Annotated in this window: 13 protein-coding genes; 7 read left to right on the top strand and 6 right to left on the bottom strand. The window is 71.8% G+C overall.

The genetic code is table 11. The annotated features are described in order from the left end of the window. Positions 1-34: 34 nt before the first annotated feature. Entirely contained in the window at positions 35-1,396 is a 1,362-nt protein-coding gene (locus AC07A4_RS17670) for a UDP-N-acetylmuramoyl-tripeptide--D-alanyl-D-alanine ligase (protein WP_478599179.1), read from the top strand. A gap of 15 nt (positions 1,397-1,411) precedes the next feature. Here AC07A4_RS17670 and AC07A4_RS17665 read toward each other — a convergent pair whose 3' ends face one another. Beyond that, positions 1,412-2,566 (bottom strand): lipid II:glycine glycyltransferase FemX, encoded by a 1,155-nt coding sequence (locus AC07A4_RS17665; protein WP_478599177.1) that lies wholly within the window; start codon positions 2,564-2,566, stop codon positions 1,412-1,414. A 262-nt stretch (positions 2,567-2,828) separates the two neighbouring features. Here AC07A4_RS17665 and AC07A4_RS17660 point away from each other — a divergent pair, with 262 nt between their 5' ends. Then, a complete protein-coding gene (locus AC07A4_RS17660) occupies positions 2,829-4,304 on the top strand; it encodes an HNH endonuclease (RefSeq protein ID WP_478599175.1) in 1,476 nt (491 codons plus the stop codon). 72 nt (positions 4,305-4,376) lie between these two features. Here AC07A4_RS17660 and AC07A4_RS17655 read toward each other — a convergent pair whose 3' ends face one another. From AC07A4_RS17655 to AC07A4_RS17645, 3 genes are all read right to left on the bottom strand, one after another. Next, positions 4,377-5,069: an alpha/beta fold hydrolase gene (locus AC07A4_RS17655; protein WP_478599173.1), complete on the bottom strand. Its 693-nt coding sequence runs from the start codon at positions 5,067-5,069 to the stop codon at positions 4,377-4,379. Positions 5,070-5,304: 235 nt separating this feature from the next. Next, positions 5,305-5,874: an HdeD family acid-resistance protein gene (locus tag AC07A4_RS17650; RefSeq protein ID WP_478599170.1), complete on the bottom strand. Its 570-nt coding sequence runs from the start codon at positions 5,872-5,874 to the stop codon at positions 5,305-5,307. Positions 5,875-5,979: 105 nt separating this feature from the next. Beyond that, positions 5,980-6,477 (bottom strand): MarR family winged helix-turn-helix transcriptional regulator, encoded by a 498-nt coding sequence (locus AC07A4_RS17645; RefSeq protein ID WP_478599168.1) that lies wholly within the window; start codon positions 6,475-6,477, stop codon positions 5,980-5,982. A gap of 174 nt (positions 6,478-6,651) precedes the next feature. On the opposite strand from AC07A4_RS17645, the gene AC07A4_RS17640 reads away from it, so the two are divergent. Next, positions 6,652-7,782: a GDSL-type esterase/lipase family protein gene (locus AC07A4_RS17640; RefSeq protein ID WP_478599166.1), complete on the top strand. Its 1,131-nt coding sequence runs from the start codon at positions 6,652-6,654 to the stop codon at positions 7,780-7,782. A 169-nt stretch (positions 7,783-7,951) separates the two neighbouring features. Further along, complete coding sequence (locus AC07A4_RS17635) at positions 7,952-8,338, top strand: DoxX family protein (protein ID WP_478599164.1); 387 nt, start codon at positions 7,952-7,954, stop codon at positions 8,336-8,338. A gap of 123 nt (positions 8,339-8,461) precedes the next feature. Here AC07A4_RS17635 and AC07A4_RS17630 read toward each other — a convergent pair whose 3' ends face one another. After that, positions 8,462-9,181 carry a dienelactone hydrolase family protein gene (locus tag AC07A4_RS17630; protein ID WP_478599162.1) on the bottom strand — a complete coding sequence of 240 codons (720 nt, stop codon included), beginning with the start codon at positions 9,179-9,181 and terminating at the stop codon, positions 8,462-8,464. A gap of 248 nt (positions 9,182-9,429) precedes the next feature. On the opposite strand from AC07A4_RS17630, the gene AC07A4_RS17625 reads away from it, so the two are divergent. Both AC07A4_RS17625 and AC07A4_RS17620 read left to right on the top strand, forming a co-directional pair. Then, on the top strand, positions 9,430-9,903 hold the full coding sequence (locus AC07A4_RS17625; RefSeq protein WP_478599160.1) for a MarR family winged helix-turn-helix transcriptional regulator: 474 nt from the start codon (positions 9,430-9,432) through the stop codon (positions 9,901-9,903). Beyond that, the gene (locus tag AC07A4_RS17620; protein ID WP_478599158.1) at positions 9,900-10,790 is read left to right on the top strand and encodes an SDR family NAD(P)-dependent oxidoreductase; all 891 of its coding nucleotides are present in this window, start codon (positions 9,900-9,902) and stop codon (positions 10,788-10,790) included. Before AC07A4_RS17625 ends, AC07A4_RS17620 begins: the two co-directional genes overlap by 4 nt. Positions 10,791-10,904: 114 nt before the next feature. On the opposite strand, the gene AC07A4_RS17615 is transcribed toward AC07A4_RS17620, so the two are convergent. Then, on the bottom strand, positions 10,905-11,207 hold the full coding sequence (locus AC07A4_RS17615) for a hypothetical protein (protein ID WP_478599156.1): 303 nt from the start codon (positions 11,205-11,207) through the stop codon (positions 10,905-10,907). A 487-nt stretch (positions 11,208-11,694) separates the two neighbouring features. Between AC07A4_RS17615 and AC07A4_RS17610 the strand changes: the two genes are divergently transcribed. Further along, positions 11,695-19,713, top strand: a complete 8,019-nt coding sequence (locus AC07A4_RS17610; protein WP_478599154.1) for a type I polyketide synthase — start codon at positions 11,695-11,697, stop codon at positions 19,711-19,713. The last annotated feature ends 102 nt before the right edge of the window (positions 19,714-19,815 follow it).

Here is a 19,815-nt window from a genome sequence, read left to right as displayed (position 1 = left end):
GCGCCGGCAACACCCCGCCGCCTTCACTGGAGCCATGACTCAGCGCCAGCCGTCCCGCGCCCCGCACCCCCTCTCCCTCGCCGAGATCGCCGCGCTCGTCGGCGGCCGGGTCACGGGGGACGCGACCGTCACCGTCAGGGCCCCGGCCGTACTCGACAGCCGGCACGGCGAACCGGGCGGTCTCTTCGTCGCCATGGTCGGTGAGCGCGTCGACGGCCACGACTACGCCGGCCACACCCGTGCGACCGCCGTGCTCGGTTCACGGCCGACACCACTGCCCACCGTCGTCGTCGACGACGTACCGGCCGCGCTGCGGACACTCGCCGCCCACGCCGTGGCCCGGCTGCGCGAACGCCTCACCGTCGTCGCGGTGACGGGCTCGCAGGGCAAGACCAGCACCAAGGACCTGCTGAACGTCGTCCTTTCGGGCGCGGGGCCGACCGTCGCCACACACGGTTCGTACAACAACGAACTCGGCGTGCCCCTGACCATGCTGCGCGCCGACGCGCACACCCGTTTCCTCGCCCTCGAAATGGGCGCCCGCCACCTCGGCGACATAGCCCACCTCACCGGCCTGGTCGCACCCGACATCGCGGTCGTGCTCAACGTCGGCCAGGCCCACATCGGGGAGTTCGGCTCGCGCGCGGCCATCGCACGGACCAAGGGCGAACTCGTGCGCGGCCTCGCACCCGGCGGCACCGCCGTCCTCAACGCCGACGACCCCCGCGTCGTCGCGATGCGCGCGCTGACCGAAGGGCCGGTCCTGACCTTCGGCCGCGCCGCACACGCCGACGTGCGGGTCCAGGACCTGGTCCTCGACCGCCTGGGCCGGGCGGCCTTCACGCTGCGCGCCTCCGGCGCCTCGGCCCGTGTCGCGCTGCCGCTCGTGGGCGCCCACCAGGCACTCAACGCGGCGGCCGCCGCCACGGCGGGACTCGCGGCGGGCATCCCCCTGATCACCTCGGCGGTAGCGCTCAGCACCGTCTCGCTGTCCAAGTGGCGTCTGGAGCCACGCACCCTGGCCTGTGGCGCGACCCTGCTCAACGACTCCTACAACGCCAACCCGGACTCCACCCGAGCCGCCCTGGACACGCTCGCCGCGATCGCGGGCCGCCGCCGTATCGCCGTACTCGGCGCGATGCTCGAACTGGGCGCCGACAGCGAGGCCGCACACCGAGCGGTGGGCGAGTACGCGGCCGCGCGCGCCGACCTGGTGGCCGTCGTCGGCACAGCCGCCCGTCCCATCGCCAACGGCGCGAGGGAGCGGGCGATCACATTCACCGACAACCAGGCGGCCGTCACCTGGCTGCGCGAGAGCCTCACCGGCGGCGACGTCGTCCTCGTCAAGGCGTCGCGCGGCGCCCGCCTCGACGAGGTGGCCGCCGCACTCGGGTAAGCGCCCGGCGCGGGCTCAGCGCCCGCGCCGACGCATGTACAGGTCGAAGGCGCGGTAGACCAGCGGTCGCAGCGGCAGATCCCACTCCCCGACGTACCGCACCGCCCGCCCCCCGGTGCCGGCCTTGAACCGGATCAGGCCCACCTGCGGATCGTCCGCGTCGAGCGTCGGCGTGATGCCCCGCAGGTCGTACACGTCACAGCCCGCCGCCAGGGCGTCACGGATCATCGCCCACTGGCACGCGTTGGAGCCACGCACCTCACGTCTGGCCGTCGAGGAGGCGCCGTACGCGTACCAGGCATGCGCGCCGACCCGCACCAGCGTCGTGGCGGCCACCAACTCGCCCTCGTGGCGCGCCAGATAGAGCGCGATCCGCCCGGGATCCTCGGCGCTCAGCTCCGCGAACATCGTCTCGAAGTACGTCAGCGGCCGCGGCGTGAATCCGTCGCGCGCGGCGGTGTGCACGTAGAGCTCATGGAACGCCGCGAGGTCCGACGCGGCACCGACCGTGACCTCGACTCCCGCCTTCGCGGCCTTCTTGATGTTGCGGCGCCACTGCTGGTTCATGGCCTTCAGGACGTCGTCCTCGGACCTTCCCGCCAGCGGCACCTCGTACGTGAACTGCGGCTGCCCGGCTCCGAACCCGTCCTCAGGGCTCTGCGGCAGCCAGCCGCCCGCCCGGAGCCGCCGGCTCACCTCGGCACCGGTCGGATCGACGTGCCCGCCGGGGAGTCTGATGAGCCGCCGCACCGCCTGATCGGCCACGCCGTCCTTGACCCGCGCCGCATCCCAGGTGTGTGTCCGCACCGGCGGACAGAGCCGGATCGCGAACGCGCCACGGGCCTTGAGATGTGCCGTCAGCGGGTCGAGCCACGCATCGATGTCCCCGGACCAGTCGATGTCAGGACCCCATGGCACATACGCGAGCGTGAACCGTGACAGGCCGGGCACCGGCCGGTGCAGAACAAGCCCCGCACCCACAAGCCGCCCGCCGTCGAACCATCCGAGCGACTCGCTGCGCCACTCTGTCTTCACCCGCCCCCACGCCGGGGTCTGCGCGAAGTTCACCGACCGCCGTGCCCGCACGAAGGCCAGGTGCTCGGCGTCGCCGATCGGCGCGACGGTCAGCGTCACAGGGTGGGACAGGGGTGCTGGTTCGCGGGAGGACATGACGTCAGCCAAGTCGGCCCTGTGTTGCCGGTGCGTATCCGCTTTTCGATAGGCCGACGATATGCGTCGCTCAGGCGCCCCCGCGCCTGTCGCTGCCCGTGCGCGGATCTCCTCAGGTCTGCGCTCGGCATCGTCTAGGCGGCCGCGCCTCATCGCGTAGGTGGCCGCGCCTCATCGCGGCACCGCCTCCTTCGGCCGATGTCAGAGGCATCAGGCAAGATCAAGCCCACCCGACCTCTCCGCACGACGACAAGGAAGCGCCTTGGACGACGACGTCATTCTGCGAGGGCCCCTCGGGGAGATGGCGGCAGCCGGAGCGGCCTCGGCAGGGCTGAACCCGACAGACCTCTACGCGGGAGCTGTCAGCTGGTGGTCCACAGCCGTCTCCCCCGCCGTCTCGATCGCCTCCTGGCCGAGTGCCCCGCTGACCGTCTGGATGTGCCACGTACACGACGAGGCGTCTGCCCCGTCGCGGATCGTCGATGTCCTGCGCCGCTACCTCGGAGAGCTCGCTCCACTGACGACCCATCACAACGTGACGAACGGCAAGATGTACAGTGCGGCAGTTCATCTCACCCGCCGTGCGGAAAACGCCGGTACGGGCACCTCCGCGCTTCTCCTGACCGGCTCGCCGTTCGCGACGGGGCCCGGCAGTTCCTGGAAGAGTCCCCTCCTGGAACTCCATACGCGCACGGCGTGGGACGGTAGGCACTTCATCCCCACCCGAGGCTCCAGACGCTACCGAACCGCTGGGACAGCCGCTCCCCCGCATGTCGGCGCCCTGTGGACGCCCACGCTTCAAGCGTGGCGCGGCTTCCTGTCCACGGACGCCGCCACCTGGTCCCGCGCACTGCACTTCGTCCAGCGCAGCAGGCCCGCCCCTCGGGAGACGGCCCCGTCGGCCAGGTGGAAGCACGACCTGGCAACGGCGTACCGCTGGGCCTTTCACACCCGGCCGTGCCTGCCCTACACGCCTGCCGCAGGCAAGATGTGGGACGTGATCCGCCATGCCGAGCACAACTGGAACACGGCTCTGCCCGAGGAACACAGCGGCTTCTTCCTCCGAGTCAGCGACCACGTCTCACGCATAGCCGGCGCACTCGCCGCAGCCGAACGCTCCGCCGTCCACAGCGCCCACGTCGAGGCGGCATGGTCACTGGCCCGTCGCGCCGTTCGCGACACCTGCTGTCTTGTCGCCATGGACCGCGACACGGTGGATCAGATCATCAAGGACGTGGACGACGCCTTTCGCGGCCTGCCGATGTCGGAAGACCAAGCTCCCCCTGTCCCCTCAAACGACGCCGACACCCCCGAACGGCGGCCTCGCCACGAAGACACCGATGGGAGTCGTTCGCAGAACAGCGAGAACGCCGTCCGCAAGCTCAAGCGGTGGTACCAGGACTCCTGCCAGATATGTGCCACCACCCTGCTCCTGCCCTCGCCCCGCCACCGCTACAGCGAAGCAGCTCATATCCGGGCCAGAGAGCACGGCGGCCCCGACCTCACGGAGAACTTGCTGTGTCTCTGTCCGAACTGCCACGTCCTCTTCGACACCGGAGCGTACGTCTTGACCGACGAGCTCACGGTCGTCGACACCGTGGCGGACCGTCCGCTAGCCGCACTCGAACGGCACCCGTGGCACTACATCAACGGCGACTATGTTCGCCACCACCGCCACCACTGGACCAGCCGCAACCCCGCACCACTCACCGTGCTCTCGCCAGAGCAGAGGAACTGACGCTGCCACTCGGCTGCCCTCCCAAGATCCGGGCCGTACTCCGAGTTCCCCTCACCGCCGGATGCCTCCGGTTCAGGCCGCCGCGTGGGTTGCCGCGGCGGTGAGGATGACCTCCGCGACTTCGCGGGGGTGCGAGACCATCACGCAGTGGCTGGCTCCCGCCACCGTGGTGGTGGTAGCGCCCATGCGTTCGGCTTCGAAGCGCTCCAGGTCGGGCGGGATGATCTGGTCGTTCTCCGCGACCACGAAGTACGTCGGGTGCTCACGCCAGGCCGGTGGGCCGGAGACGAACTCGAACCGGGCCGCGTCGCTGGGCCCCTGCACGGCGGCCATGACGCGGGCCTCCACCGGATCCACGTCCGGGCAGAAGTACGTCGGGAAGACGTCCTGCGGGAGCGTGAGTCGGCCGAGCTTGTCCAGGTGGAAGTGCGAGGCCGAGGGCAGTTGCCCGTACGGCTCGCCGAGCTTGGCCGCGGTCTCGCCCTCGTCGGGCGCGAAGGCCGCGACGTAGACCAGGGCGCTCACGTTGGCGGCGGCGTGTGCGGCCTGGGTGATGACCAGCCCGCCGAAGGAGTGGCCGACGACCACCACCGGGCCCTCCAGTTCCTCCAGGACTCCCCGGACCTTGGCGACGTCGTCGGGAATCGAGGACAGGGGCTGCTGGACAGCGATGGTGTGGTGCCCGGCGTCCTGGAGGAGCGGAATGACCTTGCTCCAGGACGAGCCGTCAGCGATCGCTCCATGCACGAGCAGAATCGTGGCCATGGCGAGTATCCCTCGGTTCTGTGTGAGGCCCCCTGGGGTCTGCGCTCAGCCTAGGGCGCGCCAGCTGAACTCGCAGATCCGCTTCGACTGACGCCCTAGGGTCTGAGGCAGAGGGCTGTGAGCTGGGCACTTCTCTTGCCCCAGGGTGCAAAGCGCTCCCACGGCACGGTTCCGCGCACTCGCCCTATGCCCGAAGGCCGGTGAGGCCGGTGAGGCCCGCGCCGCGCCCGTGCACTCAACCCTGCCGAAGCATCCGTTTCAAGCTGAGCGCGTGCACCACTTCCACCAAGCCGATGGCGCACAGCCAGATGCCGGTGAACACAGCGAGCGTGGTGATCGCGGAGACCGGCCAGGCGATGACGATTCCGCCGCCGAGAGCCGCGAGGAGCCCGAGGAAGAAGCCCCAGCCGCTGGACAGTTCGGCGCTGGTCACCGCTGTCGCGACGCCGTACATCACCAGGCCGATGCCGATCCACAGGCTCAACAGGAGCACGGAACCTCGCAACGAGTTCCGGAAGCAGAACAGGCCGAGGAGAAGCGACAGCGCACCGGCGACGAGGTAGAGCACCCGCATACCGGTGGAAACGAACGTGCCGAACGCCGCGACGATCTGCATCACGCCACTGAGAACGAGATAGATGCCGAACAGCACGCCCACCGCCATGAGCGTCTTGTCCGGCCAGACCAGCGTCAGCACACCGACCACGAGGGCGGCCACACCCAACAGCAGCAAGGCTTGCCAAGCCGCCCTGCCGAGCTTGTCCAGGAGATTGGGGGTGGCACGTGTGACATCGGAAGCATGCATAAGGCCTAGATGCCTCGTTTATTCATATTAATGCCAGCACTGTGCCCATTTCCCCCGAATGGCCGTCGGCTGGTGTCGCTGGCGAGAGCCGCCCCGGTGCGCCCGTTATGGCGCCTCGGCGCCACCCGAAGGCGGGGCGGTGTTCTTGACAGCGTCCGGGTGCACAGCATCGCGGAGCGTGCGCAGGCTGGTCACCAGGTCGCTCAGTTGTTCCGGGGTGAACAGGCCCGTGAACCAGCGCTCGATCTCCTCGAGGTGGCCGCCCAGCACTCCGCGCAGCCGCTCGGCGCCTTCCGGGGTCAGGACGGCGTAGGTGCTGCGCCGGTCATTGGCACTTGACTCGCGGCGGACGAGGCCGCCGCGTTGCAGCCGGTCCACCGCGCGCGTGACGCCGCTGGTCGACAGGGACAGCTGGGCGGCCAGATCAGTCATCCGCAGCCTCCTGCCGGGGGTGCGACTCAACCGCGTCAAGGCCCCGAAGTCCAGAGGTGACAGCCCTGACTTCTCCAGGGTCGGCGCCAGTTTCGCGATCAGCCCGTCGTGGGCTTCGAAGAACAAGCCGGCCGCGGTCAGTCGAGGGTCGTCGAAGACATCGGGTTCCATGCCTCGCATCCTAACCGCAAGTACTTGCGCTGCGGATGGTTGACGCGCGGAATATCCCTGCGGTAGAAATCTGCTTGCTGCGCGGATATTCCTCGCAGCAACTAAACGGGGTCGCCCGTCGGCACTGCCCGTCCGCGCCCCCGTCCCCCACGCCACGACGAGGAGATCACCACCATGACCACCACCTGGGTCGCAGGCTTCCGCTCCGCCGTACTCAGCCCTCACGAGGCCATTCAGCTCAAGCCGTCGCGCGGATTCCACGACCAGACGCTGCGCCAGATCCTCCACCTCGACGGCGGAGGCCAGGCGCTGCGCGTCCTCCTCAGCAATGAATACGGCAAGGAACCGCTGGTCATCGCGGCGGCACGGATAGCGGTCCGGACCACGGGCAGCGCCGTTGACCCCGCCACCGACACCGCACTGCGCTTCGACGGCGAGACACAGGTGGTCATCCCCGTCGGCGAGCGGCTCCACAGCGACCCGGTCGCCCTCGAAGTCGCCGCCGGGACCGACCTGGCGCTGACCCTCCACCTCCCCGAGGACACCGGCCTCGCGACCTACTCCCACACCCCGTCGCAACACGCCTACCTGCTGCCCGGCAACGCGGTCGCCGCGCGGTTCACCGACGCCGAGGAGATCGACGGGCGCTACTACGTCACCGGCGTCGACGTCCTCGCCCCCGAAGGCACCGCGATCGCCGTCGCGTTCGGAGACTCCTGGTTCGAGGGCGTCGGCACCTCCACCGGCACCAACACGCGCTTCCCCAACCAGCTGAACCGCCGACTCGACCGCGGCTGGGTGGTCAACCAGGGCATCGGCGGCAACCGCCTGCTCACCGACGAAGTCGGCCTCCGCGGCCTCGCCCGCTTCGAGCGCGACGTCCTGCGCGTGCCCGGCGCCACCCACGTGCTCTTCCACTTCGGCCTCAACGACGTGGGCCTGCCCGGCACGTTCGGCGAACCCCCGGCCACCGCCGGAGACCTGATCGAGGGCTTCACCACGCTCGCCGACCGCGCGCGTGCCCACGGCCTGCGCACCATCAGCATGACCATGGGCCCCTACGCCGGGACCATCTACCCCGGCGTCGACACCCCCGAAGGCCGCGCGGTGCGACGCGAGGTCAACGCGTGGATCCGCACCTCCGCCGTCTTCGACGCCGTCGTCGACGTGGCCGCGGCCGTCCAGGACCCGCAAGCCCCGGACGCCATCCGGGCCGACCTCGACAGCGGGGACCACCTGCACCTCAACGACGCGGGCGCCCACGCGATGGCGGCCGCCGTCGACCTCTCGTACCTGCGCCTGTGACGGCGCGTCCCCTTCGCCGTATCACCGCTCGCCGGAGTGACCCGGCACCGCAAGAGCAGCGACGGAGGTCTCGGCGATGGCCAATCCAGCTGGTACGGACACCCCCTGCGACGCCGATCGCACTCGCCACACACCTACCCCCCCCCGCAATCCGGCAAGGACAAGCGCCATGAACCTCGCTCTGTGGATCGTCACCGCACTACTCTCCGTCGCCTACCTGATCGGCGGCGGCTTCAAGCTCATCACTCCGAAGGAGAAGATCGCCGCCAGCGGACCCAGCGGGCGATGGGTCGAGGACTTCAGCAGCAGCGCCGTGAAGACCATCGGAGCACTCGAGGTCGTGGCTGCCGCGGGTCTGATCCTGCCCGCCGCCCTTGACATCGCGCCGGTCCTGGTGCCGCTGGCCGCCCTTGGCCTGACGGTGCTGATGGTGGGTGCGGCCATCACGCGTAGCCGGCGGCACGAGACCAAGCTGATAGCGGTGGACCTGGCCTACGCCGCCCTGGCCGGCTTCGTGGCGTGGGGCCGCCTCGGCCCCGAGTCCTTCATCGGCTGACCGGTTCGACGCCCTCGCTCATCGAGGAGGGCCAGGACCCGTCCTCGATGAGCGGTGTGAGCGGCATGGGCGGCACTCTGGCCGACAGCGTCTACCGTCCGCCGCAGGCCCGGCGGCCCGGACTCACCTCAGGTGACGGTCGAAGAACCGGCCCGCGTCCTCCGCCTCGAACCACGGGGTGCCGGTGTGCCCGCCCATGTTGGCGTGCAGCGTCTTCTGCTGGGTGCCGAAGGCGTCGAACAGGTCCAGGGCCCGTTGCCGGGGGTTTCCTTCGTCGTCCCACTGCAGCAGGAGCAGCAGCGGGACGGTGACCTGCCGGGCTTCCTCGCGCAGGGCGCGGGGCACATAACCACCGGCGAAGAGACCGGCGGCCGCGATGCGCGGTTCGACCGCCGCGAGGCGGATGCCGAGGGCGGTCCACCCCGAGTACCCGACCGGGCCGCCGATCCCGGGCAGCGCGAGGAGGGCGTCCAGTGTGGTCAGCCATTCCGGGGCCGCGTTCTCGACCAGCGGGCCGACGACGGACTCCAGGATCTCGTCGACCGGCTCACCGGCCCGCATCGCCCGGCGGAGGTCGGCGCGGGCCTGCTCGTCGGCGGCGGAACGGGGCCGGTCACCGCACCCGGCGGCGTCGATGGTGGCCACCGCGTAGCCGCGTGCCGCGGAGTACCGGGCCCGGGCCACCAGCCGGGGTTCCTTCTGGGGCAGGCCGTTGTTGTGGGCCATCAGGATCAGCGGAGCCGGTGCGGAGCCAGGCGTCCACAGGGTGCCGGGGATCTCGCCGAGGGTGAATGCGCGCTCGAGGACGCCGTCGTCGAGACGCTGTTCAGAAGTGAAGTGCACGGTCGTGCCTTTCGGGAGTGCTCAGAGCGGCGCTCCCGGACGACCTAGCGTCCGACCGTGACCCCAGAGGGGAGCACCCATGTCGACAGTCTGTCCACGGGTACCACCTCCTCGTTCTCCTGCACGGCCTCCGGCAGGCTAGCAGTGCTCGCCATGGTCCGCCCAAGGGTTTTCGCCATGCCGCAAGGGAGGACCCACACAGTGAGTGGATTTTCCAATGATTGGATTTTCCATATACTGTGGAGGCCATGGATAAGCGGCAGCTGACCGAAGAGCTCCACGACTACCTGTTCGCGATCCGCACCCAGGTGCACGCCGAACTCAAGGACCTGGCCCGGGAAGCGGGACTGACCGACACGCAGACCGACGCGCTGTGGAGGCTGAGCCGCGGGCAGGAGATGACCGCGCGCCGCCTGGCCGACCTCTTGCAGTGCGACGCGTCCACCGCCACATCGATGATCGACCGGCTGGAGAAGCGCGGCCTGGTCCGCCGCGTACCCCACCCCCACGACCGCCGCGTGAAGCTCGTCCAACTGACGCCGGAGGGCTGCGCTCTGCGTGATCGCGTGGTCCGGCGCACCACGGAGCACTCCCCCTTCGCCCGCCTCGACCAGGAGAGCAGGCTCCACCTGCACGCACTGCTCCGCGAGACGGTCGAGGGCGGCCATCCGGCGGGCGACGCCGACGGCATCGAGGACGCAGCGCGAGAGGACCGGCCGTGAACAGCGGGGCCACGGTGGTCACGGTGGTCACGGGCGGATCCTCCGGCTTGGGTCTGGTGACGGCACGTCAGCTGGTCATGGCCGGTCGCCGCGTCATCCTCGTCGGCCGTGACGCGCCGCGCACCCGGGCCGCCGCCGACAGCCTGCGCCACCTGGCTCCGGCGGGCAGCGACGCGGCCCCGCCGCGGGCGTACACCGCCGACTTGGAACAGTGGTCACACGTACGCGCCCTGGCGGCGGAACTGGCCGCCGACGGCCACTCGGTGGACGTCCTCATCAACAACGCGGGGGCGGCGTTCCCCCGGTACGAGCGGACGCCGGACGGCGTGGAACGCACCCACTCGCTCAATCATCACGCCCCGTTCCTGCTCACCCACGCGCTCCTGGCCGAAGGGGCGTTCGCCTCCCGGGCGCGGGTCATCAACCTGTCCTCGTTCGTGGAGAAGCGCGGCAAGCTCGACGCCGCCGATCCGGATGTCACGGGCACGTCCTGGAACAGGCGCTTCTACCACCAGATCAACGTCTACGCGACGAGCAAACTCCTCGGCCTCCTGGCCACGCGCGAGCTCGCGCGACGTCTGCCCGACGGCATGAGCGCGTACAACGCCAATCCCGGCATGGTCAGGGGCACCGCGATGAACAGCAACGCAGGCGGTGTGATGCGGCTGACCGCCCCGCTGTTCCGCCCCTTCACCATCACCCCGGACGACGGCGTACGGACCCCGGTCTGGCTCGCCAGCGCCTCGCCCGCGCCGGGCCCCAGCGGCGGCTTCTTCAGCGAGTCTCGACCGGACACCCCTTCGCGCCTGGCCCTGAACGACGCTCTCGCCCGCACCGTCTACGCCAAGACCGCGGCCCTGCTCGGAGTAACGCCCCTCACCAGGTAGCTCCGCCCCGATGCCCTGGACTTCTCGCTCCCGTGCGCCGTCACCACCGTGCTCCGGACAGCAGTACGGGGACCGCCCCTTTCGCGGCGGCCCCCGTCCCCTGCGGCAACCGGCTCAGGCGCGGACGGTGACGGTCAGTCGCCGCGATGCGCGCCAGCCCGTGGAGGGCCGACCCACCAGATAGCTCACCCGCGCCGTGCCAGGCAGCGCCCGCTCGATGACGAAGAGCTGCGCGCGCCCCACCTCGACGTCACCGATGACCTGCCGGTCGACGAGCGAGGTGCGCAAGACCCCTGTGTCCCAGCGCAGTTGCACCTCGTCCCCCGGTGCCATTCCCCCGTACGGCTCGACCCTCACCACGACCCTGTGCCCGCCGCCGTCGAGGGTGACGATTCCGTCCACCGCTTCCTGGACCATGGGTGCCGCTAAGCCTGATGTTGCGTCGTCCACCTTCTACCCCCTGCGAATCGGCGTCCGCCGCGCTGAGCGGCGACGCGCCACACATTCCACATCTCCACTCTCGCCGACGAGAAGGCCCAACACCCTTCATCCACCACACATTTGTGCAGTGTTTACCGTGCCTTAAGCGCTGTTTGCCTCAGTGAGCTCTTCCCTACCGAGCAGAACGCCCTGTGGGTGCGGTGGCAGGTGCCCTCGGCAGGACGAGCGTCGCCGCCGGACCGGCCACGGGGATGGCTGTGGTCCGGCGGCGGCGAGCCGGGAACCGGACGGCGTCAGGGTGGGGCATCGCCGCAGTACGTGCGCTGTCGCGTGCCCGGATGCGGGCACGGCGGTGTCCGTATCCCGACCGACCCGTTCGGTCCGGCGCCGCCTGAAGCGCCGCCGGTGTGCGTCCACGTAGGCTCAACATCGGTGCGGCGCATAGCATTTGGAAGGCGGCAACGTGGTACGAGACGAGCTGATCCGACCGGTTCCTGAGCTGTTGAAGGAGCACGCCGAGCTGGCGGCGGAACGCGTCGCGTACGCCGACTCCGTGCGCGCCGTCACCTACGTCGAGCTGGAGCGCCGGACCCGCGCGCTGGCCGCGCACCTCACCCGGACGGGGCTCGTTCGCGGCGATCGTGTCGCGATCGTCCTCGGCAACCGCGTGGAAATGGTGGAGAGTTGCCTCGCCGTGCTGCGCGCGGGGATGGTCGGCGTCCTTCTCGATCCGCGGTCCTCCGATGCCGAGCTGGCCCACTTCCTCCAGGACAGCGGCGCCGCCTTCGTCATCACGGACGCCGCGCACCTCGCGCGGATGCGCGGCCTGGGAACTCCGTACGACCGGCTGCGGGCTCTGGTCACCGGGGACGGCCCCGTCCCGGGCGGGGCCGAGCTGTTCCAGCGGGCGGCCGAGGGCGACGGGACAGCGCCGATCGACGTGCTCGGCCTCGACGATCCGGCCTGGATGCTCTACACCTCCGGCACCACCCACCGCCCCAAGGGCGTGCTGTCCACGCAGCGGGCCGCGCTGTGGTCCGTGGCCGCCTGCTACGCCCCGATCCTCGGCCTCTGCCCCGACGACCGGCTGCTGTGGCCGCTGCCGCTGTTCCACAGTTTCAGCCACTCGCTGGCGATCCTGGGCGTGACCGCCGTGGGCGCGAGCGCCCGCATCGCCGGTGACCTGCCCCCGGGCGGTCTGCGCGAGGAACTGCTCACCGCGCACGAGGGGCTCGGCGGCCCGTTCACGATGCTGGGCGGCGTGCCGACGACGTATCGCCAGCTGGTCGAATCCGGCGGGCAGGCCCCGCACGCGCTGCGCAGGTGCGTCGTGGCCGGTGCGCCGAGCGGGCCGGCTCTGCGCGAGGCCGTCGAAGAGACGCTGGGAGCGCCGCTGCTCGACCTGTACGGCAGCACCGAGACCTGCGGCGCGATCACGGCGAATCGTCCCGAGGGACCCAGGGTCGACGGTTCCTGTGGGCCTGCCGTTCCCGGCGTGGAGGTGCGTATCGTCGATCCGGGGAGCGGTGCGGGCGTCCCGGACGGGGACGAGGGCGAGGTCTGGGTGCGCGGGCCGGGCCTCATGACGGGGTATCACGGGCAGCCCGAGGCGACGGCCGTCGCGCTGCGCGGCGGCTGGTACCGCACCGGAGACCTCGGCCGCAGGGTCCAGCACGGCCACCTGAAGCTCACCGGCCGGGTCAGCGAGCTCATCATCCGGGGCGGCGAGAACATCCACCCGGCGGAGGTCGAGGAGGCGCTGCTGCGGTGTCCGGGCGTGTCCGAGGCCGTGGTCGTGGGCGCCGCGCACGACGTGCTCGGCGAGGTGCCGGTCGCCTTCGTCGTACCGGGTCCGGACGGGTTCGACGGGCGGCGTGTGCTCGCCGAGTGCCGGGCCCTGCTGGCCGACTTCAAGGTGCCCGCCGAGATCCACGAGATCACCGCCGTCCCGCGCACCGCGTCCGGCAAGGTCGCCCGGCGCGCGCTCGTCGTACCGGCTCCGGCCCCACCGGCCGCTGTCCACACCGACCTGCGCGTGCGGCTGCTCGCCCTCTCCCGCGACGAGCGGGAACGCGCGCTGCGCGAGACCGTGCTGACCGCCACGGCCCAGGTCTGCCGGTGGGCACCGGGTGATCTGCCGGACGCGGACGGCGCGTTCACCGATCTCGGCATCACGTCCGTGGGCGCGGTCGAGCTCCTGGACCAGCTCGGGGCGCTGACCGGGCTGAACCTTCCCACCACGCTGGTCTTCGACCATCCGACACCAACCGCGATGGCCCGCTACCTGCGCCTGGCGCTCTTCGAGAGCGAGCCCGAGGAGCGCCCCCGGTCGCACGGCGGCCGGGATCTGCCGCTCCAGGACGACCCGGTCGTGATCGTCGCCATGGGCTGTCGGTACCCCGGTGACATCACCTCCCCCGAGGACCTGTGGGAGGTGGTGTCGCAGGGGCGGGACGCCATCTCGGAGTTCCCGGCCGACCGCGGCTGGGACCTCGACGCCCTGTACGACCCCGACCCCGAGCGGATCGGCACATCGACCACCCGCCACGGCGGATTCCTGCGCCGGGCCGCGGAGTTCGACGCCGGTCTCTTCGGGATCTCCCCGCGCGAGGCGCTCGCCATGGATCCGCAGCAGCGGCTGCTCCTGGAGACGTCCTGGGAGGTGTGGGAGCGGGCCGGGATCGCTCCGGCGTCGCTGCGCGAGAGCGACACGGGTGTGTTCGTCGGCGTGATGTACGACGACTACGCCACCCGCTTCACCCGCGCCCACGAGCTGGAGGCGCACCTGGGGCTCGGCTCGGCGGGCAGCGTGGCGTCCGGCCGGATCTCGTACGCGTACGGTCTGCGCGGCCCCGCGATCACCGTCGACACCGCGTGTTCGTCCTCCTTGGTGGCCCTGCACTGGGCGGTGCGCGCGCTGCGGTCGGGCGAGTGCTCGCTGGCGCTGGCCGGTGGGGTCACGGTGATGTCGACGCCCAACCCGTTCCTCGCCTTCAGCCGACAGCGCGGCCTGTCGCCGGACGGGCGCTGCAAGCCGTTCTCAGCGGCGGCCGACGGGACGGCCTGGGGTGAGGGCGTAGGGCTCGTCCTGCTGGAGCGGCTGTCCGACGCCCGGCGGAGCGGTCATCCGGTCCTCGCCGTGCTCCGCGGCTCCGCCGTCAACTCCGACGGCGCGTCCAACGGGCTGGCCTCGCCCCATGGCCCCGCCCAGCGACAGCTGATCGTACGGGCCCTCGCGGACGCGGGGCTGCGCGCCAGTGACGTGGACGTGGTGGAGGCCCACGGCACGGGCACCAAGCTGGGCGACCCCATCGAGGCGCGGGCGATCCTCGCCACGTACGGGCAGGACCGAGAGCGGCCGCTGTGGCTCGGGGCGGTCAAGTCCAACCTCGGGCACACACAGGCGGCGGCCGGGGTCGCGGGTGTCATCAAGATGGTGCAGGCCATGCGGCACGAGCAGTTGCCCGCGACCCTGTACGCCGAGTCGCCCACACCGCACGTCGACTGGTCCTCGGGCCGCGTGGAGCTGCTCACCGCGTCCCGGCCCTGGCCCGCCGGGCACCGGCCGCGGCGCGCGGGAGTCTCGGCCTTCGGCATCGGCGGGACCAACGCGCATGTGGTGGTGGAAGAGGCGCCGCAGGTCGAAGCGGTCTCCTCTGAGGTGACAGCCGCGGCGTTGCCCGCTCCATGGCTGCTCTCCGCCGCCGACGAACCCGCCCTGCGCGCCCAGGCGCGGCGGCTGGCCTCCGACGTGGCATCCCGCCCTGGCCTGTCGCCCGTCGACGTCGGCTACTCCCTCGCGGTCACCCGCGCCGAGCTCCCCCACCGGGCGCTGGTGCCGACCGATGACCCGGCACGGACCGTGAAGGCGCTCGGCGCGCTCGCGGAGGGCCGGGACGCACAAGGAGCCGCACAAGGAGTCGCACGAGGAACCGCACAAGGAGTCGTACGAGGTCTCGCGGATCCGGAGCTCCGCACGGCGTTCCTGTTCACCGGGCAGGGAGCCCAGCGTCCCCGGATGGGCGCCGGACTGCGCGCCGCCTTCCCCGTCTTCGCCGACGCCTTCGACGAGGTCTGCCAGCAGCTGGACGGCCGCCTCCCGCAACCGCTGAGCATGGTACTGGCCGCCGGTCCTGGCTCGCCGGAAGCGGCTCTGCTGGATCGTACGGACTTCGCGCAGGCCGGGCTCTTCGCCTTTGAGGTGGCGCTGTTCCGGCTTCTGCAGGCGTGGGGCGTGCGAGCCGACCGCCTGGTGGGCCACTCCGTGGGTGAGCTGGCCGCCGCCCATGTGGCCGGTGTCCTCGACCTGCCCGACGCGGCGACGCTCGTGGCCGCGCGCGGTGAGCTGATGCGGGCGCTGCCCGGCAGCGGCGCGATGGTGTCGCTCGACGCGACGGAGAAGGAGGTCCTGGCGGCGCTCGCCGCAGGCGAGGCTCGGGTGTCGATCGCGTCCGTCAACGGGCCGCGCTCCGTGGTGATCTCGGGCGCGGATGACGCGGTGCTCGCCGTCGCCGCCGACTTCCGGGCGCGCGGCCGCAGAGCCGTACGGCTGCGGGTGTCGCACGCCTTCCACTCGCCCCTGATGGAGCCGATGCTCGACGACTTCCTGGCTGTCGCACGGCAGTTGACCTTCCGGCCGGCGGTCATCCCCCTCGTCTCCACCGTCACGGGCGGTCCCGCCGAGGACGCGGACCTGAGCTCGCCGGAGTACTGGGCGCGGCACGCCCGGCTGCCCGTGCGCTTCGCCGACGCCGTGCGGGGGGTGGCCGACCACGGCGTCTCGGCCTTCCTGGAACTCGGCCCCGGGCCCGCGCTCACCGCGGCGGCCACCGACTGCCTGACCCACACCTCCCTCAAGGACCCCGTACTCACTATGGCGACACGAGAGGGCGAGGACGAGCCGCGGACGCTCCTTTCCGCCCTGGGGCGCCTGCACGTCGCCGGGGCGGCTGTCGACTGGGCGGCGGTGTACGCCGGTTCCGGCGCGCGGCGCGTGGACCTGCCGACGTACGCATTCCAGCGGCGGCGCTACTGGCTGGACGCACCCCGGGCGGCCGCGCCCGGCACCCAGGAACTGCTCGGCCCGGCCTTCCCGGTACCGGGCACCGAGCGGACGGTACTGAGCGGGACGGTGTCCCTCGCGGCCCACCCATGGCTCGCGGACCACGTCGTCGCCGGGAGCGTGCTCGCGCCCGCCACGGTGTTCGTGGAGATGGCCCTGCACGCGGGGGACGAGGTGGGGTGCGGTGAGGTCGAGGACCTCGTGCTGCTGGCGCCGCTCGCCCTGTCCGGTGCCGAGGGGGCGCGGGTCCAGGTGGTCGTGGGCGGGCGTGATGACATCGGCCGACGGCCGGTCGACGTCTACTCCCGGCCGGATACGACCGCCGAGGACGCCCCGTGGACGCGAAACGCCTCCGGGCACCTGGGTCAGGGCCACGCGGTGCGGGACGAGCCCACCCCGTGGCCGCCCCCGGGCGCCCAGGCGCTGGATCTCACCGGCGCGTACGCCGCCCTCGCCGACGCCGGGCTCGCCTACGGGCCCGCCTTCCAAGGGGTCGGCGCGCTCTGGCGGCATGGCGACGACGTCTTCGCGGAGGTCCGGCTGCCCTCGTCGTGCGCCTCCGACGCGCGCCGCTTCGGGCTGCACCCCGCGCTGTTCGACGCGGCGTCGCACGCTCCGCTACTGGCCGTGCCCACGGACACGGGTTCGACCACGGGCACGGTCCGGGTGCCGTTCGCCTGGACCGGTGTGAGTCTGCACGCCTCCGGAGCCACGGAGGTGCGGGTCAAGGTCACGCCCACGGGCCCGGACACGGTCTCGCTCACCCTCACCGACCCGGCGGGTCACCTCGTGGCCCGCGTGGAGTCCCTGGCCACCAGGGAACTCCCGGCCGAGCGGGCCGCCGTGACGGACACCAGCACGGGCTCCGTCACGGGCTCCGTCACGGACGATTTCGTACGAGCGTCCTTGCTGCGCCCGTCATGGGCCGCCCTCGAACTCTCCGGCGAGCCCGACGGATCCTCCTGGACGGTGCGCGGCCCGGACGAACTGCGCCTCGCCGAGTTCCTTCCCCGCTCGGTGCACCCCGAGTTCCACGCCGTCACAGCGGTCGCGGGCGCGAAGGACCGCGATCCGCTGCCTGCCGTGTACGAGTTGACCAGCCGGGTACTCCAGGCGCTCAAGGACTGGCAGGACGATCCGGGCGCGGCGGGCTCGCGGCTCGTGGTGGTGACGCAGGATGCCACCGCGCCGGTGCCGGACCTGGCGGGGGCGGCGGTCTGGGGGCTGGTGCCTACCGCCCAGTCGGAGCTTCCTGGCCGGGTCGTCCTGGTGGATGTGGACGGGCGGCCCGCATCGCTGCGGGCCCTGACTGCGGCTGTCGCCACCGGCGAACCTCAACTGCGCCTCCGCGACGGACAGGTGACGGTCCCTCGGCTGGCTCCGGCGACTGGCGACGCCGAGGGTGCCTTCGGCGCTGACGGCACGGTGCTGATCACGGGAGGCACCGGTGCCCTGGGCACGGAACTGGCCCGCCACCTCGTCGCCCGGCACGGCGTACGGCATCTGGTCCTCACCGGACGCCGCGGGCCCCAAGCACCCGGAGCGGGCGAACTGCGGCGAGAGCTGGAGGAGTTGGGGGCGCGGGTTGCCATCGTCGCCTGTGATGCCGCTGATCGTGCCGCCCTGGCCGCGGTCGTCCATCGCTGCGAGCCTCCGCTCGCGGCCGTGGTGCATGCCGCCGGGGTCCTCGACGACGGCGTCCTCGACTCGCTGACGCCCGAGCGGATGGCCGCCGTGCTGCGCCCGAAGGCCGACGCGGCCTGGTATCTGCACGAGCTGACGCGGGACATGGGCCTCTCGGCGTTCGTCCTGTTCTCCTCCGCGTCGGGCCTGCTCGGCCGGGCAGGGCAGGGCAACTACGCGGCCGCGAACTCCTTCCTCGACGCGCTCGCCCACCGCCGCGCCGCTGAAGGGCTGCCCGCGCTGTCCCTGGCGTGGGGCCCGTGGGAGCACGCCGACGGCATGGCGGCGGGTCCCGCTTCCGGCCCGCGCCTGCCTCGCCCCCGGCCGCGCGACGTACTCGTACCCCTCTCCACGCGGCAGGGTCTCGCCCTGTTCGACGCCGCACTGAGCTCGACGGAGCCGGTACGGGCACCGATCCTGCTGGACCGGGCCGCGCTCAGGGACCATGAGGGGCAGCTGCCACCGCCCCTGCGTGGACTCGTACGACGGCAACGGCCCGCCGCCGCGTCGGCTTCCGGAGGCGCCGGGCAGACGCCGGAGCCGGGAGCCTGGCGGAAGCGCCTCGACGCCCTGCCCCTGGGCGAACGGGAGACGGCTTTGGCGGGACTCCTGCGGGCCGATGTGGCCGTGGTGCTCGGCTACCCGGACGCCGACGCGCTCCCGACCGGCAGAACCCTCGCCGAGCTGGGCTTCGACTCACTCACCGCCGTGCAGATCCGCAACCGGATGAGCCTGGCGCTCAAGGTCCCCGTGTCCACGACCGTGGTGTTCGAGCACGGTACGGCCGAGGAACTCGCACACCACCTGCTCGGCCTGCTGGACGGCGACCCGGGCACCGGAGCCGCGCCTGAGGCAGCGGCGGCCGAGCGCCCCGCACACACCCTGTCCTCCCTGTTCCGTACGGTCAGAGCCGCCGGACAACCCGTGGCGGCGATGCACCTGCTCGTCACCGCCTCCTGGGCACTGCCCACCTTCACGGCCGACCAAGGCCGCGCGCACGCGCTGCCGCCGATCCGCCGCGCCCACGGCCGCCCCACCTCCGGCAGGCCTACCATCGCCTACTTCCCGGCCTACCACCCGTCGCTCCCGTCAGGCGGCGGGGACTTCCCCCACTTCCACGGCGCCTTCCGGGACGACCTGGACGTCCTGGAGTTCCCGCACCCCGGCATCGGCCTCGGTGACGCCGTACCGGCGGATCGCACCGCCCTGGCGCGCACCCAGGCTGACAACGTGCTGCGGCACACCGGCGACAACCCCGTCGTGATCGTAGGCCGGTCGGCGGGCGGCAACGTGGCACACCTGGTGGCCCGCCAACTGCAAAGCGGCGGCCGGGCAGCGGCGGGCCTGGTGCTGTTGGACACGTACCACATCACGCCCGCCAACAGCGGCACGGATTGGCTGCTGTCCCTGGCCGCCCCACCGCCACAGCCCACGGGCCAGCCGGTGTTCACCGCGGAAGACGACACCGCCCTGGCCGCGGTCGGCGCCTACAACCGGATCTTCCTCGACTGGCACCCCGAGCCCGTCTCGTCCCCCACGCTCCTGGTGCGCGCGCTCCGGCCCACACCCGCCATGGCGGCCGCCGAGAGCACGGACGGCTGGCGGACGTCGTGGCCGGGGGCGCACGACGTCGTGGACGTCCCCGGCGACCATCTGACGATGATGCAGGGCCACGCGGAGACCACGGTGTCGGCGATCCGCGCCTGGATCGATCAGCGACTGCTCGTGCTCCCCTAGGCCCCGGACGTGCTGAAACACGGAGAAGGTAGCGTTCCGGCTGGCGCCGACCTGGCCACGGGACCACTCCCGTCGGGGCGGCGCCACGAACCTGGCAACGAG

The organism is Streptomyces sp. NPDC043996, from assembly GCF_056435225.1.
This window is presented reverse-complemented; position numbering and strand designations above follow the sequence as displayed.

Excerpts from the sequence above, each read along its gene's own strand:
- AC07A4_RS17670 (WP_478599179.1), top strand. The coding sequence starts at position 35 with ATGACTCAGCGCCAGCCGTCCCGCGCCCCGCACCCCCTCTCCCTCGCC.
- AC07A4_RS17665 (WP_478599177.1), bottom strand. The coding sequence starts at position 2,566 with ATGTCCTCCCGCGAACCAGCACCCCTGTCCCACCCTGTGACGCTGACC.
- AC07A4_RS17655 (WP_478599173.1), bottom strand. The coding sequence starts at position 5,069 with ATGGCCACGATTCTGCTCGTGCATGGAGCGATCGCTGACGGCTCGTCC.
- AC07A4_RS17650 (WP_478599170.1), bottom strand. The coding sequence starts at position 5,874 with ATGCATGCTTCCGATGTCACACGTGCCACCCCCAATCTCCTGGACAAG.
- AC07A4_RS17645 (WP_478599168.1), bottom strand. The coding sequence starts at position 6,477 with ATGGAACCCGATGTCTTCGACGACCCTCGACTGACCGCGGCCGGCTTG.
- AC07A4_RS17640 (WP_478599166.1), top strand. The coding sequence starts at position 6,652 with ATGACCACCACCTGGGTCGCAGGCTTCCGCTCCGCCGTACTCAGCCCT.
- AC07A4_RS17635 (WP_478599164.1), top strand. The coding sequence starts at position 7,952 with ATGAACCTCGCTCTGTGGATCGTCACCGCACTACTCTCCGTCGCCTAC.
- AC07A4_RS17625 (WP_478599160.1), top strand. The coding sequence starts at position 9,430 with ATGGATAAGCGGCAGCTGACCGAAGAGCTCCACGACTACCTGTTCGCG.
- AC07A4_RS17615 (WP_478599156.1), bottom strand. The coding sequence starts at position 11,207 with ATGGTCCAGGAAGCGGTGGACGGAATCGTCACCCTCGACGGCGGCGGG.